Source organism: Allobosea sp., assembly GCF_048595345.1.
GTDB lineage: Bacteria > Pseudomonadota > Alphaproteobacteria > Rhizobiales > Beijerinckiaceae > Allobosea.
In genome coordinates this window covers 30813-45211 of sequence record NZ_JBMDWH010000101.1, presented here as the reverse complement: position 1 = coordinate 45211, position 14399 = coordinate 30813, and the positions used below count along the sequence as shown (strand labels likewise).

General features: G+C 66.1%; 16 protein-coding genes. 6 read left to right on the top strand and 10 right to left on the bottom strand.

What is annotated here, in order from left to right:
• Together ACOJTB_RS10620 and clpS are read right to left on the bottom strand one after the other, a co-directional pair.
• The coding region (locus ACOJTB_RS10620) for a Clp protease N-terminal domain-containing protein (protein ID WP_420102492.1) at nt 1–1620 on the bottom strand (1620 nt) is incomplete at its 3' end.
• Nucleotides 1621–1666: 46 nt separating this feature from the next.
• Nucleotides 1667–2002, bottom strand: a complete 336-nt coding sequence (gene clpS, locus ACOJTB_RS10615) for an ATP-dependent Clp protease adapter ClpS (RefSeq protein WP_420102494.1) — start codon at nt 2000–2002, stop codon at nt 1667–1669.
• Nucleotides 2003–2257: 255 nt separating this feature from the next.
• On the opposite strand from clpS, the gene kdsA reads away from it, so the two are divergent.
• Together kdsA and ACOJTB_RS10605 are read left to right on the top strand one after the other, a co-directional pair.
• Nucleotides 2258–3127: a 3-deoxy-8-phosphooctulonate synthase gene (kdsA, locus tag ACOJTB_RS10610; RefSeq protein ID WP_420102491.1), complete on the top strand. Its 870-nt coding sequence runs from the start codon at nt 2258–2260 to the stop codon at nt 3125–3127.
• Nucleotides 3120–4319 carry an MFS transporter gene (locus tag ACOJTB_RS10605; protein ID WP_420102490.1) on the top strand — a complete coding sequence of 400 codons (1200 nt, stop codon included), beginning with the start codon at nt 3120–3122 and terminating at the stop codon, nt 4317–4319. The genes kdsA and ACOJTB_RS10605 overlap by 8 nt, the downstream gene beginning before the upstream one ends.
• A gap of 58 nt (nt 4320–4377) precedes the next feature.
• Here ACOJTB_RS10605 and queF read toward each other — a convergent pair whose 3' ends face one another.
• Nucleotides 4378–4833: a preQ(1) synthase gene (gene queF / locus ACOJTB_RS10600; RefSeq protein WP_420102489.1), complete on the bottom strand. Its 456-nt coding sequence runs from the start codon at nt 4831–4833 to the stop codon at nt 4378–4380.
• 406 nt (nt 4834–5239) lie between these two features.
• On the opposite strand from queF, the gene ACOJTB_RS10595 reads away from it, so the two are divergent.
• Nucleotides 5240–5479, top strand: coding sequence for a hypothetical protein (locus ACOJTB_RS10595; protein WP_420102488.1), 240 nt, complete (start codon nt 5240–5242; stop codon nt 5477–5479).
• Here the strand turns inward: ACOJTB_RS10595 and ACOJTB_RS10590 are convergent, their stop codons facing one another.
• Nucleotides 5480–5605 (bottom strand): hypothetical protein, encoded by a 126-nt coding sequence (locus ACOJTB_RS10590; RefSeq protein WP_420102487.1) that lies wholly within the window; start codon nt 5603–5605, stop codon nt 5480–5482.
• A gap of 233 nt (nt 5606–5838) precedes the next feature.
• Here ACOJTB_RS10590 and eno point away from each other — a divergent pair, with 233 nt between their 5' ends.
• Nucleotides 5839–7122 (top strand): phosphopyruvate hydratase, encoded by a 1284-nt coding sequence (gene eno / locus ACOJTB_RS10585; RefSeq protein WP_420102486.1) that lies wholly within the window; start codon nt 5839–5841, stop codon nt 7120–7122.
• 22 nt (nt 7123–7144) lie between these two features.
• Here the strand turns inward: eno and ACOJTB_RS10580 are convergent, their stop codons facing one another.
• Nucleotides 7145–7903 (bottom strand): hypothetical protein, encoded by a 759-nt coding sequence (locus tag ACOJTB_RS10580; RefSeq protein WP_420102485.1) that lies wholly within the window; start codon nt 7901–7903, stop codon nt 7145–7147.
• 56 nt (nt 7904–7959) lie between these two features.
• Here ACOJTB_RS10580 and ACOJTB_RS10575 point away from each other — a divergent pair, with 56 nt between their 5' ends.
• Nucleotides 7960–8946 carry a DMT family transporter gene (locus tag ACOJTB_RS10575; protein ID WP_420102484.1) on the top strand — a complete coding sequence of 329 codons (987 nt, stop codon included), beginning with the start codon at nt 7960–7962 and terminating at the stop codon, nt 8944–8946.
• On the opposite strand, the gene ACOJTB_RS10570 is transcribed toward ACOJTB_RS10575, so the two are convergent.
• The 3 genes from ACOJTB_RS10570 to ACOJTB_RS10560 all read right to left on the bottom strand — a co-directional run bounded on the left by ACOJTB_RS10570 (nt 8860) and on the right by ACOJTB_RS10560 (nt 11302).
• Nucleotides 8860–9639, bottom strand: coding sequence for a hypothetical protein (locus ACOJTB_RS10570; protein WP_420102483.1), 780 nt, complete (start codon nt 9637–9639; stop codon nt 8860–8862). The two genes, ACOJTB_RS10575 and ACOJTB_RS10570, sit on opposite strands and share 87 nt — an antisense overlap.
• A 2-nt stretch (nt 9640–9641) precedes the next feature.
• Nucleotides 9642–10787, bottom strand: coding sequence for a tRNA guanosine(34) transglycosylase Tgt (tgt, locus tag ACOJTB_RS10565; protein ID WP_420102482.1), 1146 nt, complete (start codon nt 10785–10787; stop codon nt 9642–9644).
• Between the two features lie 161 nt (nt 10788–10948).
• The gene (locus tag ACOJTB_RS10560) at nt 10949–11302 is read right to left on the bottom strand and encodes an ArsC family reductase (protein ID WP_420102481.1); all 354 of its coding nucleotides are present in this window, start codon (nt 11300–11302) and stop codon (nt 10949–10951) included.
• Between the two features lie 83 nt (nt 11303–11385).
• On the opposite strand from ACOJTB_RS10560, the gene ACOJTB_RS10555 reads away from it, so the two are divergent.
• Nucleotides 11386–11961: a phosphoribosyltransferase family protein gene (locus ACOJTB_RS10555; protein ID WP_420102480.1), complete on the top strand. Its 576-nt coding sequence runs from the start codon at nt 11386–11388 to the stop codon at nt 11959–11961.
• A gap of 27 nt (nt 11962–11988) precedes the next feature.
• Here the strand turns inward: ACOJTB_RS10555 and ACOJTB_RS10550 are convergent, their stop codons facing one another.
• Nucleotides 11989–12693 carry a glutathione S-transferase N-terminal domain-containing protein gene (locus ACOJTB_RS10550; RefSeq protein ID WP_420102479.1) on the bottom strand — a complete coding sequence of 235 codons (705 nt, stop codon included), beginning with the start codon at nt 12691–12693 and terminating at the stop codon, nt 11989–11991.
• A 980-nt stretch (nt 12694–13673) separates the two neighbouring features.
• Nucleotides 13674–14324 (bottom strand): hypothetical protein, encoded by a 651-nt coding sequence (locus ACOJTB_RS10545; protein WP_420102478.1) that lies wholly within the window; start codon nt 14322–14324, stop codon nt 13674–13676.
• Nucleotides 14325–14399: the final 75 nt, after the last annotated feature.

The window sequence follows — 14399 nt, the reverse complement described above, 5'->3', positions numbered from 1 at the left end:
CATGTCGAAGCGCACGAGTTCGACCCCGAGCGAGGCCGAAAGCTGGCGCGCCACCTCGGTCTTGCCGACGCCGGTCGGCCCGGCGAAGAGATAGCAGCCGATCGGCTTTTCGCCGTCGCGCAGGCCGGCGCGGGCCAGCTTGATCGAGGAGGAAAGCGCCTCGATCGCCTTTTCCTGACCGTAGACCGTGCGCTTGAGCGTGGTCTCGAGGTTGCGCAGCACCTCGGCATCGTCCTTGGAGACGGTCTTGGCCGGGATGCGCGCCATGGTCGCGATGGCGGCCTCGACCTCCTTCACGCCGATGGTCTTCTTGCGCTTGCCCTCCGGCACCAGCATCTGCGATGCGCCGGTCTCGTCGATGACGTCGATCGCCTTGTCCGGCAGCTTGCGGTCATGGATGTAGCGCGCCGAGAGTTCCACCGCCGCCTTGATGGCGTCGTTGGTGTATCGCAGCTTGTGGAACTCCTCGAAATAAGGCTTCAGCCCCTTCAGGATTTCGATCGTGTCCGGCACCGAGGGCTCGTTGACGTCGATCTTCTGGAAGCGACGGACGAGAGCGCGGTCCTTCTCGAAATACTGGCGGTATTCCTTGTAGGTGGTCGAGCCGATGCAGCGCAGCCCGCCCGAGGCCAATGCGGGCTTCAGAAGGTTCGAAGCGTCCATGGCGCCGCCCGAGGTCGCACCGGCGCCGATCACCGTGTGGATCTCGTCGATGAACATGATCGCCTTCGGGTGCTGCTCGATCTCTTTCATCACCTGCTTCAGGCGTTCCTCGAAATCGCCGCGATACCGGGTGCCGGCGAGCAGCGTGCCCATATCGAGAGAGAAGACCGTCGCGTCCTCCAGCACCTCGGGCACCTGATGGCGGATGATCTTGAGCGCGAGCCCCTCGGCGATCGCTGTCTTGCCGACGCCGGGGTCGCCGACCAGCAGGGGGTTGTTCTTCTGCCGGCGGCAGAGGATCTGGATCGTCCGCTGCACCTCGGCCTCGCGGCCGATCAGCGGGTCGATGCGGCCGTCCTTCGCCTTGCGGTTGAGGTTGACGCAGTAAGCCTCGAGCGCGCTTTCCTTCTTCTTCTTGTCCTTGTCGTCGCCGGGGGCCGGCTCGGAGCGCTGCTCCGAACGCTGCGGCTCGCCTTCGTCGTCGGAGCCGCGCACAGGCCGGCTCTCGCCCGCGCCGGGGCGCTTGGCGATGCCGTGACTGATGTAGTTGACCGCGTCGTAGCGGGTCATGTCCTGCTCCTGCAGGAAATAGGCGGCGTGGCTCTCGCGTTCGGCGAACATGGCGACGAGCACATTGGCGCCGGTCACCTCCTCGCGGCCGGAGGACTGGACATGGATGACCGCACGCTGGATCACGCGCTGGAAGCCGGCGGTAGGCTTGGAATCGTCGCGCCCATCGGTGACCAGATTGTTCAGCTCGGCATCGATGTAATCGACGAGATTGCGCCGCAGCAGGTCGAGGTCGACGCTGCAAGCCCGCATCACCGCCGCCGCATCCTGGTCGTCGACCAGCGCGAGCAGGAGATGCTCCAGGGTGGCATATTCGTGGCGGCGCTCATTGGCCAGGGCCAGAGCCCGGTGAAGCGCCTGTTCGAGACTGCGCGAGAAACTCGGCAAGGGGCGCGCTCCTATCTGTTTCGGGTCTTTGCGATCTTACGCGACTCTATTTCTTTTCCATCACGCATTGCAGCGGATGCATGTGCTTGCGAGCCAGGTCCATCACCAGCGTCACCTTGGTCTCGGCAACCTCGTAAGTGAAGATGCCGCATTCGCCGACGCCGTTCTGATGCACATGCATCATGATGCGGGTGGCCTCGGCGCGATCCTTCTGGAAGAAGCGCTCCAGCACGTGGACGACGAATTCCATGGGGGTGTAATCGTCGTTCAGCAGCAGCACGCGGTAGAGATTGGGCTTGCGGGTGCGGGTGCGCGTCAGCACTGCGGTGCCGCTGCCCTCCTTTCCGCCCTCGCCAGCCCCCCGCCGCGGCCGGTCGGCCATCGACAGGGCTGCGTGCGGCGCGGACTCAAGCCCGGCCACGTCCCGATCCGCCTTCGTCATATCCGCCCGCGCCGTCGCCACATCCAATCCCGCTTCGCAGCCAAGATAATGCTCGCTGCGCCAATTTACAGACCTCGCTTGCGCTTCGCCAGCCCGTTCGCGGCGAGCCGGGCTTGGCCGCGTCCGCCGCCGCAGCCTTGACCGGGACCGCGCCGGGGCCATATTGCCCGGCCAATCGGCCCTCCAGGAACCGCCATGACCCCCAACGCCATCGTCACCGTCGGCGACAATCTGTCCCGCCCCGTGCGCTTCGGCAACGCCCTGCCGCTCGCACTCATCGCCGGCCCCTGCCAGATGGAAAGCCGCGAGCATGCGCTGGAATGCGCGGAGGCGCTGCAGGAGATCGCCGCCGCCCTCGGGATCGGGCTGGTGTTCAAGACCTCCTTCGACAAGGCGAACCGCACCAGCGTCCGCGCCGGGCGCGGCCTGGGGCTGAAGGCCGCCCTGCCCGTCTTCGCCGAAATCCGCGAGCGCACCGGCCTGCCCGTGCTCACCGACGTTCACGATGTCGCGCAATGCGCGCCGGTGGCGGAGGTGGTGGACGTGCTGCAGATCCCGGCCTTTCTCTGCCGCCAGACCGACCTTTTGGTCGCGGCCGCCAAGACCGGCCGCGCCGTCAACGTCAAGAAGGGACAGTTCCTGGCGCCGTGGGACATGGTCCATGTCGCGGCCAAGCTCACCGAGAGCGGCAACCCGAACGTCATGCTGACGGAGCGGGGCGCCTCTTTCGGCTACAATACGCTCGTCAGCGACATGCGCAGCCTGCCGATCATGGCCGAAACCGGCGCACCGGTCATTTTTGACGCGACCCATTCGGTGCAGCAACCCGGCGGCAAGGGCGCCTCCAGCGGCGGCCAGCGCGAATTCGTGCCTGTGCTGGCGCGCGCGGCGGTGGCTGTCGGTGTCGCGGGCGTCTTCATCGAGACGCATCCGGACCCGGACAAGGCGCCTTCGGACGGGCCGAACATGGTGCCGCTCACCGAGTTCCGCAGTCTGATCGAGCAGTTGATGGCGTTCGACGGGCTGGCCAAGCAAGGTGCCGCGCCGGCCGTGGCCTATGTCTGAGCCGGGGCAGCCGAAGCCGGAAGAGCCGCTCGGCGCCCTGATCCCCGTCCTCGGCCTGTGCGGGTTCGCCTCCACCTTAACCATGCGGCTGATCGATCCGCTGGTGCCGACTCTCGCGCTGGAACTCGGCCAAAGCGTCCACCAGATCGCTTTTCTGGTGACGGCCTTTGCCGGCTGCTACGCGCTGGGCCAGCCCTTTCTCGGGCCAGTCGCCGATTCGGTCGGCAAGCTGCGCAGCATCGCGACCTGCCTCGCAGCGCTGTGCGTCTTGTCGGCGCTGGCAGCCTTCGCCACGAATTACTGGATGCTGCTGGTCCTGCGCGCGGCGGGCGGCATCGCGGCAGGTGGCGTCATCCCCGCGGCGATGGCCGCCATCGGCGACCGCGCGCCCATGGCCGAGCGCCAGATCATGCTCGGCCGCTTTCTCGTCATCATGATCATCGGCCAGATGGCCGGCGCCTCCTTCTCGGGCGTGGTGGCGGACCATATCGGCTGGCGGGCCGTGCTGGGCACCGCCGCGCTGCTGGCCGGCGGCGGGGCGCTGCTGGTGCGGCTGGTGCTGAAGCCGCGCCCGATCGCCGAGCGCCCGCCGCTCAGCCTTGCCGGCGCGACGGGGCGCTATCGCACCGTCTTCGCCAATCCGCGCAGCAAGATCCTCTATGCGATCGTGTTGCTGGAGGGCGCGCTGATTTTCGGCCTGCCGCCTTTCGTCGCCGCGATCCTGCATGAACGCTCCGGCGTCGGCTCCTCGGAGGCCGGTCTCGCCATCGGCGCCATGGGCCTCGGCGGCCTCGTCTATGGCCTTTCGACACGGGTGCTGGTGCAGCGCGTCGGCCCGGCGCAGATGATGCGGCTGGGCGGGCTCGCCGTCGCGCTGGGCGATTTCGCCTTCATGGTGGTGGCGCCGTGGTGGAGCGCGATCGGCATCTTCCTGCTGATCGGCTTCGGCTTCTTCCTGATCCACGGGACGCTTCAGGCGCAGGCGACGGAGCTGGCGCCGACAGCGCGAGGCTCAGCCGTCGCGCTGTTCGCGTGCTTCTTCTTCATGGGGCATGCCACCGGCCCGCTCGCCATGGGCGCGCTGCTGCAGGGGCTCGGAACGCATGGCGCGCTGGCGGTGGTGGGCATCGGCATCGGTCTGCTGGGCCTGCTGGCGCCGAAACTGCTGCCGCCGCTGGGCTCGCGGAGCTGACACAGCCGTTTCGGCTGTCAGGCCCGGGCTTGCCCCGAGCACGACGCCCCTGCGAGGATCACCGCCCCCGATAGGGCGCCACGCCCTGATCCGGCAGCCACAGGCCCTTGGGCGGCTCGCCGGTTTGCCAGAACACGTCGATCGGGATGCCGCCGCGCGGATACCAGTAGCCGCCGATGCGGAACCATTCCGGCTCCAGCAGCTCGACCAGCCGCTTGCCGATGCCGACCGTGCAATCCTCATGGAAAGCACCATGGTTGCGAAAGGCGCCGAGATAGAGCTTCAGCGACTTCGATTCGACCAGCCACTGTCCTGGCAGATAGTCGATGACGAGAATGCCGAAATCCGGCTGGCCGGTGACCGGGCAGATCGAGGTGAATTCCGGGCAGGTGAAGCGGGCGAGGTAAGGCGTGCCGGCATGGGGATTCGGCACCCGGTCGAGCCGCGCCTCCTGCGGCGAGGCGGGCATGGCGCTCGGCTGGCCGAGCTGGAGGGTCGAGGCGTCGAGGGACATGATCGGCTCCTGTTTCGGCAGCGCTTCTAGAGCATTGGACGCAAAAGGGGCATCCACTTTTGCGTCCAATGCTCCCGCGCGATCGAAGAGCATGGCCGCACGTTGGTCCCGATGCCGACGAGCCGGTGATCAGCTGACCAGGCTGTCGACGCGGAGGAACGACGATCCGGGAGAACCTTCGCGCGCATGTTCGCAACGGCGTGACGGTCTGCGGGGCTGGCGCCCTTCACGGGCATCGCTTTGCATCGACCGAAAGATGGTTTCATGCGCATCTATCGAGTTCGATTCAAATATGCGAGGAGTTCGATCCCGCATTTAACGGTCTTCGGCGAAGTCTCTTGCCCGGAGCGTTCGCGGGATCGTAGCCCAGCTGTCGAACCCTGGCCTGCCGAGAGCGGACGCCCGCATGATCATCGCCGCGATACTGATCCTCGCCGGGATCACGATCGGATTGTTTTATGGATATGGCGCGGTCCTGCTGGCCAGCGCATTGACCACGGTCGGGTTTTTTACCGTGTGGATCTGGCTCGGCGAGTTCGGCTGGTTCACCATCCTCATCTGGATCGGCTATCTGTTCGCGCTGCAGAGCGGCTTCCTGCTCGGCTCCTATCTGGCCTCGGGTGATCGCGCCGACGAGGAAGGCTGATCACCAGAACCAGATCGCCCGGCCCGCATAAGCGCAAAGAGCAGCCCACCACGCCGTGGTCACCCCGAAGGAGACCAGAACCGCAGCGAGCGGCGGACGGCGGCGAAGCGGTGGATTCTGAAACATGCCTGTATCCTGCTGGGACATCGGGTGTCGTGCTATGCCGACCTCCGCAAGGGCTGGACCAACGCGGCGCGCCTTTTCCTTGTGCAATGCACAACCCAACAACGCGACCGCAATATGACGTTGCATCGAATTTTAACAAAGCGCCTCGCCGGGCCGCGCGCCCCGGCTTGCCCAGCGCTCCTTCCCTGCTCTAGAAGCGCGGCAGCCCTTCCTTTTTCAGGCCGGAGTGCAGCATGACCGCGATCATCGACATCATCGGACGACAGATCCTCGATTCCCGCGGCAACCCCACCGTCGAGGTCGATGTCGTGCTGGAAGACGGCTCGATGGGCCGCGCTGCCGTTCCCTCCGGCGCCTCCACCGGCGCGCATGAGGCCGTCGAGCTGCGCGACGGCGACAAGAGCCGCTATCTCGGCAAGGGCGTGCTGAAGGCGGTCAACGCCGTGAATGTCGACATCGCCGAGGCGATCGTCGCGATGGACGCCGAAGATCAGACCGCCATCGACCAGGCGATGATCGATCTCGACGGCACGCCCAACAAGTCCAAGCTCGGCGCCAACGCCATTCTCGGTGTCTCGCTGGCGGTCGCAAAGGCCGCGGCCGAGGCCGCCGGCCTGCCGCTCTACCGCTATGTCGGCGGCACCTCGGCCCGTGTCCTGCCCGTGCCGATGATGAACATCGTCAATGGCGGTGCCCATGCCGACAACCCGATCGACTTCCAGGAATTCATGATCATGCCGGTCGGCGCGGAGAGCTTCGCCGAAGGCCTGCGCATGGGCGCCGAGATCTTCCACACGCTGAAGAAGAAGCTGCACGACGCCGGCCACAACACCAATGTCGGCGACGAGGGCGGCTTCGCGCCGAACATCAAGTCGGCCGAGGCGGCGCTGGACTTCGTGATGAGCGCGATCGAGGCCGCCGGCTACAAGCCCGGAGACGATGTCGCCATCGCGCTCGACTGCGCCGCGACCGAGTTCTTCAAGGACGGCGCCTATGTCTATGAAGGCGAGCGCAAGACGCGCGACCCGAAGGCGCAGGCGAAATATCTCGCCAAGCTCGTCGGCAGCTACCCGATCGTCTCGATCGAGGACGGCATGTCCGAGGATGACTGGGAGGGCTGGAAGACCCTGACCGACCTCGTCGGCGCCAAGTGTCAGCTCGTCGGCGACGACCTGTTCGTTACCAACGTCACCCGCCTCTCCCAGGGCATCAAGGGCAAGACGGCGAACTCGATCCTCGTCAAGGTGAACCAGATCGGCTCGCTGACCGAGACGCTCGCGGCGGTCGAGATGGCGCAGCGCGCCGGCTACACCGCCGTGATGTCGCATCGCTCGGGCGAAACCGAGGATTCGACCATCGCCGACCTCGCCGTCGCGACCAATTGCGGGCAGATCAAGACCGGCTCGCTCGCCCGGTCGGACCGGACCGCCAAGTACAACCAGCTCCTGCGCATCGAGGAAGAGCTGGGCAACCAGGCGATCTATGCCGGCCGCGCCGCGCTGAAGGCGCTGGCCTGATCGACGAGACAAGCTGCCGCGCTCACCAGCGCGGCAGCAGTCCCGAGGCCTGACTCCAGGTCCAGGAACCGGCGGCCTGCGCCAGGCCTGCGGTGCCCGCGACAACCTCGGCTACCTTCCCCGCCGGTGCGGTGACGATCCGGCTCCAGCCGCCCTCTTCCTGCTTATCGGACGGCGCCTCGGCCAGCGCCTGCGTCAGCCGAAGCGGTCCGCCGGCCGGCCAGCCATCGGCGAGCCCGGGGTCCCGGCGCGGCGGCAGCGGGGCAAGGTTCGCGGCAGCCGTCCGCAGCCGGATCGGCGCGGTGGAGGCGGTGCTTTGCGAAGCGCTCGCAGGGGCGCTCTGTTCCGTCTCCGGCCAGGCGGCGACCATCGGCATCGCGAGGATCGCGGGGATGAAGGCGCGCTTCGAGAGACCTTCCTCGTCGTCGGCCAGGCTCAACCGATCGATGAACTTGCCATCCAGCGGCGCTGCCGCCGGCACCGGCACCACCGCGGGAACGACTGGCCGAGCGGCCATCCGCAAGCCCTTGGGAAGGGTGACCGCTGCGACGATGGTCAGCGCGATCCCGATCGAAATCCCCAGCGACATCGCCAGATGGCTGCCCATCCGACGGAAAAGTGCCGCTGGCTTCGGCGTCATATGCGTCTCGCTGTCCATTTCCCCACCTCCAGCGCGTCCGATGGGAGCACGTAAACGGCGACACCGGGCAACAGCAGGGCTGAAATCGGGCGGGATCTCGGCCAAGATGGCGACTGCCCAGACGGCGGTCGATCCGTTCATGCGCGCATGCACAATCGGCTCATCGGGGCCTGCGCCGGACGGGTTATCTGTGCAGGATGGATGCGATCGCCGAAACCGAATTCCAACGGGCCGCCAGGGCGCGCCGGCGCCGGCATCTGGCCATCGCCGGGATGCTGCTCAGCGTTCTGATTTTCGGCTCCAATTTCGTGGTCAGCCGTTACGCCGTCCTGCACGGCATGAGCGCGCATGACATGATGGCGGTGCGCTTCGGCACGGCGGGGCTGCTGCTGTTGCCGCTGTTCCTGCGCCGCGGCGGCCTTGCCGATTGCAGCGGCATCGGCTGGGGGCGCGGGCTCTTCCTGCTGGTCTCCAGCGGCTTTCCGATGAGCTATCTGATGCTGACGGGCCTTGGGCTCGCGCCCGCCGCCCATGGCGCCACGATCACGCCCGGCACCGTGACCATGATCGGCATCGCCGGCAGCGTCGTGATGTTCGGGGCGGCGATCACGCGCAACCTCGTCATCGGCACCGCCGGGATGCTGGCGGGGCTCGCCTGCCTCGCCATCGCCGGCTCCGCGGGCGGGCACGGCGCGCTGATGGGCGACCTTCTGTTTTTATGCTGCGGGCTGCTCTGGGGCTTCTATCCCCTGATGGTCCAGCGCTGGCGCATCGACGGGCTGCATGCGGCCGCGATCGTCGCGGTGCTGTCGCTGGTCTATCTGCCGGTCTATTTCGCCATCTTTCACTGCGGCTTCGCTGTCGCGCCCTGGACCGTGTTCCTGTTCCAGGCGTTTTATCAGGGCGTGCTGAACATGATCGTCGGCTTATGGCTCTGGGGCCGCGCGGCGCATGTGCTGGGCGCTGCGATCGTCGGCCGGTTCCCGCCGCTGATCCCCGTCACAGGCACCTCGCTCGCCATCCCCGTGCTCGGCGAGTGGCCGGGGCCGATCCAATGGATCGGCATCGCGCTGATCATCGGCGGGCTCTTCGTAGCCTCATGGCGGCGCCCGCCGCGAAAGGGCGAGCAGCATCAGGTTCCAGGCGACGGCGATGGCGAGGCCGAAGCCAAGCGCCTTCCATGACCCCCAAGGCACAGCCGTCAGACTGACGGCGGCAAGGCCGAGCCCCGACCCGAGCAGCCCGAGCGCACTGCTGCCGATGACCGTCGCGGCAGCCGGACCACCGGCTCTCAGATGCAAAATGACGATCAGGCTGGAGAGGATGATCGGCAGGCCCGCCAGAATGCCGGACCATTGCGGGCCGATATGGCCGCTGGCGCCACTGACGACCCCGACCAGCGCCGCGACGCAGGCAGCACGGATCGGAATGGCATAGCGGGACAATCCCGCAGGAGGCTTGGCCCGGATCGCCAGATACGGCCGGACCAGCCGATGAACGACGAGGAATGCGATGGTGGTTACTGCCGCCAGCGGCAGCACTGTCAGTCCAAAGCTGCGGATGGCGAGCAGCAAGGCGATCCAGAGCGCGAACGCACAGCCGAGGGAAACGGCGAGGCCGTGCCGCTGGGCCAACAGAACATAGCTCAGCACGAAGCCGGCATGGGTGAGATTGGCGTTCATCGTGCCGAGCGCGCTGCCGGCGACGAAAGCCGAATCATGATCGAGCGCGATGAAGACGAGCACCGGTCCCAGTGAGATCGGCAAGGTCGCGATCAGGGCCGCGATGAGCGGTCCAGCGCGCTCGGCGAGCAGAGAACAGCCAACCACCACCGACGCGGCCAGCGCCATGTTCATCGGCAGCAGGGAGAGGCTCATGCTCAAGCCGGCTCGCCCCGCTCCCAGCCTTCCTTCGTTTCGGCGATGAAATCGGTCAGACGTCCGGCGGCGATGGCGGCGCGCAGGCCCGCCATCAGCTCCTGATAATAGGCGAGGTTGACCCAGGTCAGCAGCATCTTCCCGAGCATCTCGTCGGCCTTGACCAGATGGTGGAGATAGGCACGCGACCAGTCCCGCGCCGCCGGGCAGGAGGATTGCTCGTCGATCGGTCGAGGGTCTTCGGCGTGTTTGGCGTTCTTGAGATTCATCCGACCGAAGCGGGTGAAGATCTGGCCGTGGCGACCCGCGCGGGTCGGCATCACGCAATCGAACATGTCGATGCCGCGCGCCACCGCCTGGACGATGTCGTCCGGCGTGCCGACGCCCATGAGATAGCGCGGCTTCTCCTGCGTCAGATGCGGCTCCACCGTCTCGATCATGGCCAGCATGATCTCCTGCGGCTCGCCAACTGCGAGCCCGCCGACCGCATAGCCCTTGAGGTCCATCGAAGCCAGTTCGCGCGCGCTCTCGACCCGCAGATGCGGCACCGCCCCGCCCTGCACGATGCCGAACAGCGCGCGGCCCGGATGACGGCCGAAAGCGTCCTTGCAGCGCTGCGCCCAGCGCAGCGACAGGCGCATCGCCTTTTCCGCGACCTTGTCCTCGCAGGGCAGCGAGACGCATTCGTCGAGCTGCATCACGATATCCGAGCCGAGCAGGTTCTGGATCTCGACCGAGCGCTCGGGGCTGAGCATGTGCTTCGAGCCGTCGATATGGGAGCGGAAGGCCACACCCTCCTCCGTCAGCTTGCGCAGGTTGGCGAGCGACATCACCTGGAACCCACCGGAATCGGTCAGAATCGGGTGCGGCCAGTTCATGAAGCGGTGCAGCCCGCCGAGCCTCGCGACGCGCTCCGCACCGGGCCGCAGCATCAGATGATAGGTGTTTCCGAGCACGACATCGGCGCCGAGCGCCCTCACCTGCTCGGGATACATCCCCTTCACGGTCGCGGCGGTGCCGACCGGCATGAAGGCCGGCGTGCGGATGGTGCCGCGCGGCATGGTGATCGCGCCCGTGCGGGCGGCGCCATCGCGTGTTGCGACCTGGAAGGAGAATTCGGCGGGTGCGGCCGTGATTTCGGCTGCCATGGGAGCGGGTGATGCGGTCATGGCCCGCGAGGTAGAACAGCGCGCGGATTTAGGGAAGAGAGTGCGTCGTTCGGCCGTCACTCGCCAGCGCCCCGCTCTCCTGTCAGGAGACCGGAGGGGGCAGGCTTCCCCCGCGCTGACCGAGCCTGACAGCCACGGCCTCAGCCCTTGCCCAGCACCTTCTCGTAAATCTCTGGCTTGAAGCCCACGAGCGTCTTTCCCGCGCCGAGGTCCAGCACCGGGCGCTTGATCATGGCGGGCTGCGCCAGCATCAGCGTGATCGCCTTGCCGGCATCGAGACGCTGCTTCTGCTCGTCCGGCAGCGCGCGGAAGGTGGTGCCGGCGCGGTTCAGCAGCGTCTCCCAGCCATGCTCCGCGACCCAGCGCTCCAGCGAGGCGCGGTCGATGCCGCTCGCCTTGTAATCGTGGAAGGCGTAGGCAACGGCCCGCCCGTCGAGCCAGGCGCGCGCCTTCTTCATCGTGTCGCAATTCTTGATGCCGTAAAGGGAGATCATGCACGTCTCGCTGGTTGGGATTCGGCGGCCCATCCGCCCCGACCGTGACTGCGGCGGCACTGCGTCAAGCTGGAGACTCGGCTGTGAGCACGATCGAAACCGTCGATAGCATGCCCCCGGCCACTGCGCCCACCGCCCCGGCATTCCGCCGCTGGAAGAATTATCCGCGGGCCGGCATCGACTTCCCCGACATCAACACGCTGGGAGCCGATGGCAGCGCCCTCGCCCGGATCGCCGCGGACTTCGCAGCGGTGCTGCCGGCCGATCTCGACATCGTCGCGGGCATCGATCTCGGCGGGGCGGCGCTGGCCGGCGCGGTCGCCCGCGCGCGAGGCTGCGGCTTCATGCATATCCGCAAGATCGGGTCGCTGCGCACCGAGATCATCCGCAACTTCATCGAGAATCACGAAATCGCGCATGACCTCGCCGTCTCTCGAGGGGTGGCGCTGTCCGGCCGCCGGATCGCGCTGATCGACGATTGCCTGCTCAGCGGCGAGACGGTGATCCGTGCCGCGCGGCTGCTGGGCGAGCGCGGCGCGATCTGCGACCGCGCGCTCGTCGCCTTCGAGATCGACGGGCTGGGCGGGCGGGAGCGTCTCGCCCAGGCGGGCCTCGCCCTCCACGCCGCCATGACGGTGCAGCAGCGCCAGGCCGAGTGACCGGCCCGGCAGCGCCTGCCCGCAGTGTCAGCTGCGTTTGGGACTGTCGAGCCCGCGCTGAACCGCCGGGCGCGCGAGGCAGCGTTCCAGCCAGATCGGGACATGGGTCAGCGACTGATAGTCGACGAGCTCGCCCGCGCCGTAGAAGCCGACGAGGTTGCGGACCCAGCCGAGAATGGCGATGTCGGCGATGGTGTAGTCGTCGCCCATGATCCAGGTGCGGCTCGCCAGCCGCTCCTCCAGCACGCCGAGCAGGCGCTTGCTCTCGGCGGCGTAGCGGTCGCGCGGGCGCTTGTCCTCGTATTCTTTGCCGGCAAATTTATGGAAGAAGCCGAGCTGCCCGAACATGGGGCCGACCGCCGCCATCTGGAACATCACCCACTGGATCGTTTCGTAGCGGGCGGCCGGGTCCTGCGGCAGCAGCTTGCCAGTCTTCTCGGCGAGATAGATCAGGATCGCGCCCGATTCCCACAGGCCGAAGGGTTTGCCGCCGGGGCCGGCGGGATCGATGATCGCGGGGATCTTGCCGTTGGGGTTGAGCGAGAGAAACTCCGGTCCCCAGGTCTCGTTCTTGCCGATGTCGATCAGATGCGGCTCGTAAGGCAGATCGAGCTCCTCGAGTGCGATCGAGACCTTCACGCCATTCGGCGTCGGCAGGGAATAGAGCTGGATGCGGTCGGGGTGGCTCGCAGGCCAGCGCCTGGTGATCGGAAAGGCGGAGAGATCGGCCATCGGGGGCTCCGTTGCATCGGCTTGCGTCGCCAAGGAACTTAAGAGCCCATCTGCCCCGCGCAACCGGCGGCGCACGCCTCCGGAGCAATGCCGATCCTGCATCGCTGCAAGCTCGGCCGCTTCCTTTGCCGGGTCACTTCACTCCCACTCGATTGTGTACTGACCAAAAAACAGTAGTTTTTTCAATCACTTATAGCCATGCGATTTTGGCGATACCATTGAAAATGCCATGATCCCAAAGGCCCCAAAATAAGGGAAAAACGCCCTGAAATGCCGTCTTTCCATCGAAACCGGCCTGGTTGCGCGGAACAACAGGTGAACGAATCTCGGGGACAACCCCGGTGGCGGCGCTGGTATTGCCGCTACGGAAGCGGTAAATCGATTCCCGGCAGTACGCAGTGCGCCTTGGATCAGCATGCCCTCACGCCCGGGGCATGTCGCCCCAGGGCCCGGGCCCGATCCCGGCATGGACCGAAAAGCCATGAAGCACTTCTGCCCACTCTCGCAGCCCGTCGCCGTGCGCGACTATCTGCGGGTTCGTTTCGGACGGGTTGAGTTTGTCCGAGCACACTGCCGAGGCCTACCGACCACACGGTGAGCCCCGGCTTGTATGAGTGCTACTTGGGGAGCCTTCGGGCTCCCTCTTTTTTTCTTCGCCCTTCCCCAGGCGGAGAACTTGTGCCGCCTTCCGGCGACAATCCACCCTTGTCCACAGCGTGTGGATCGTCAAGGCAATAAGCGCCTCTTGCAAAATGTTCAGGGAGTACGCTCGGGCCTAGTTGACTCACTCAGCGCGATTCGGAGCCGCACGATTTCAAAGGCGGCATCCCGGACCAGCGTGTGAACGTGGTCATCGTCCCGCGCGCTGCCACCGTGGGCGTTAGCCCGCCAGCGCCGAAGAGCCTCCGCCCTCTCCTGCTCTTCCTGGCGCAGACGGTACAGGATGTCGTCGGAGCTGACACGGAGGATCTCGTCGCAACTCATGCTGCACTCACGCATGCCTTGGCGATGGCGGCGCTGCCCCCTGCAGGCTGGTGAACGAGAACTGCCCGAGTGAATTTTCGTAGTTCGTCCTTGGAGCAAAGTATCGGAGAGCATCCAGAATCACTGCATTCATAGATTAGCTCATCAATAGCGGAATCACCGATTCCTGCCTCGCGTAAAGCCAACTCTTCTGCCTCTCTCCATGGCATGAAACCCTTTTCGTGCAACTCTAGCGCGCGAGCTCGCAATGAAGTTTTTGCATTATCCGCTCGTGTGGCGAAAAGGTCCGCGTTTAGCCCGCTGTGCAGCTCTGTGATAGCACCTTCCAAAGCCTTGCCCAGATCGGTAGTAGCAAAGTGCTCCGCCCACTCTCCGTCTTCAAGCAGTTGCAGTGCTGCGCGCACATCTTCCTCCAACCCATCAGGCTCTGACAGCACCACTGGTGCGGCTACCGGGGACGCGGAAGGCGCTGGAGAGAGCGCCACAGTTACCCATCCACAGCCTCGCTCTGCTTTTGATGCCATCGGCAGGAAGTCAACTCGGCACAACTCTGGCTTCTTCGGTGCGTAATGCAGGTATGCGCGAGTAATTGCAGCAGGTACTGCCACGGTGGGCGATGTCGGCTCCAACAATTCACGATCTTTCATACATCTCCTTTGCTGACGCCACAACTATACGCGCAGACATTGGCATGATTTCAAAGTAATGGCGTTTCATTACTT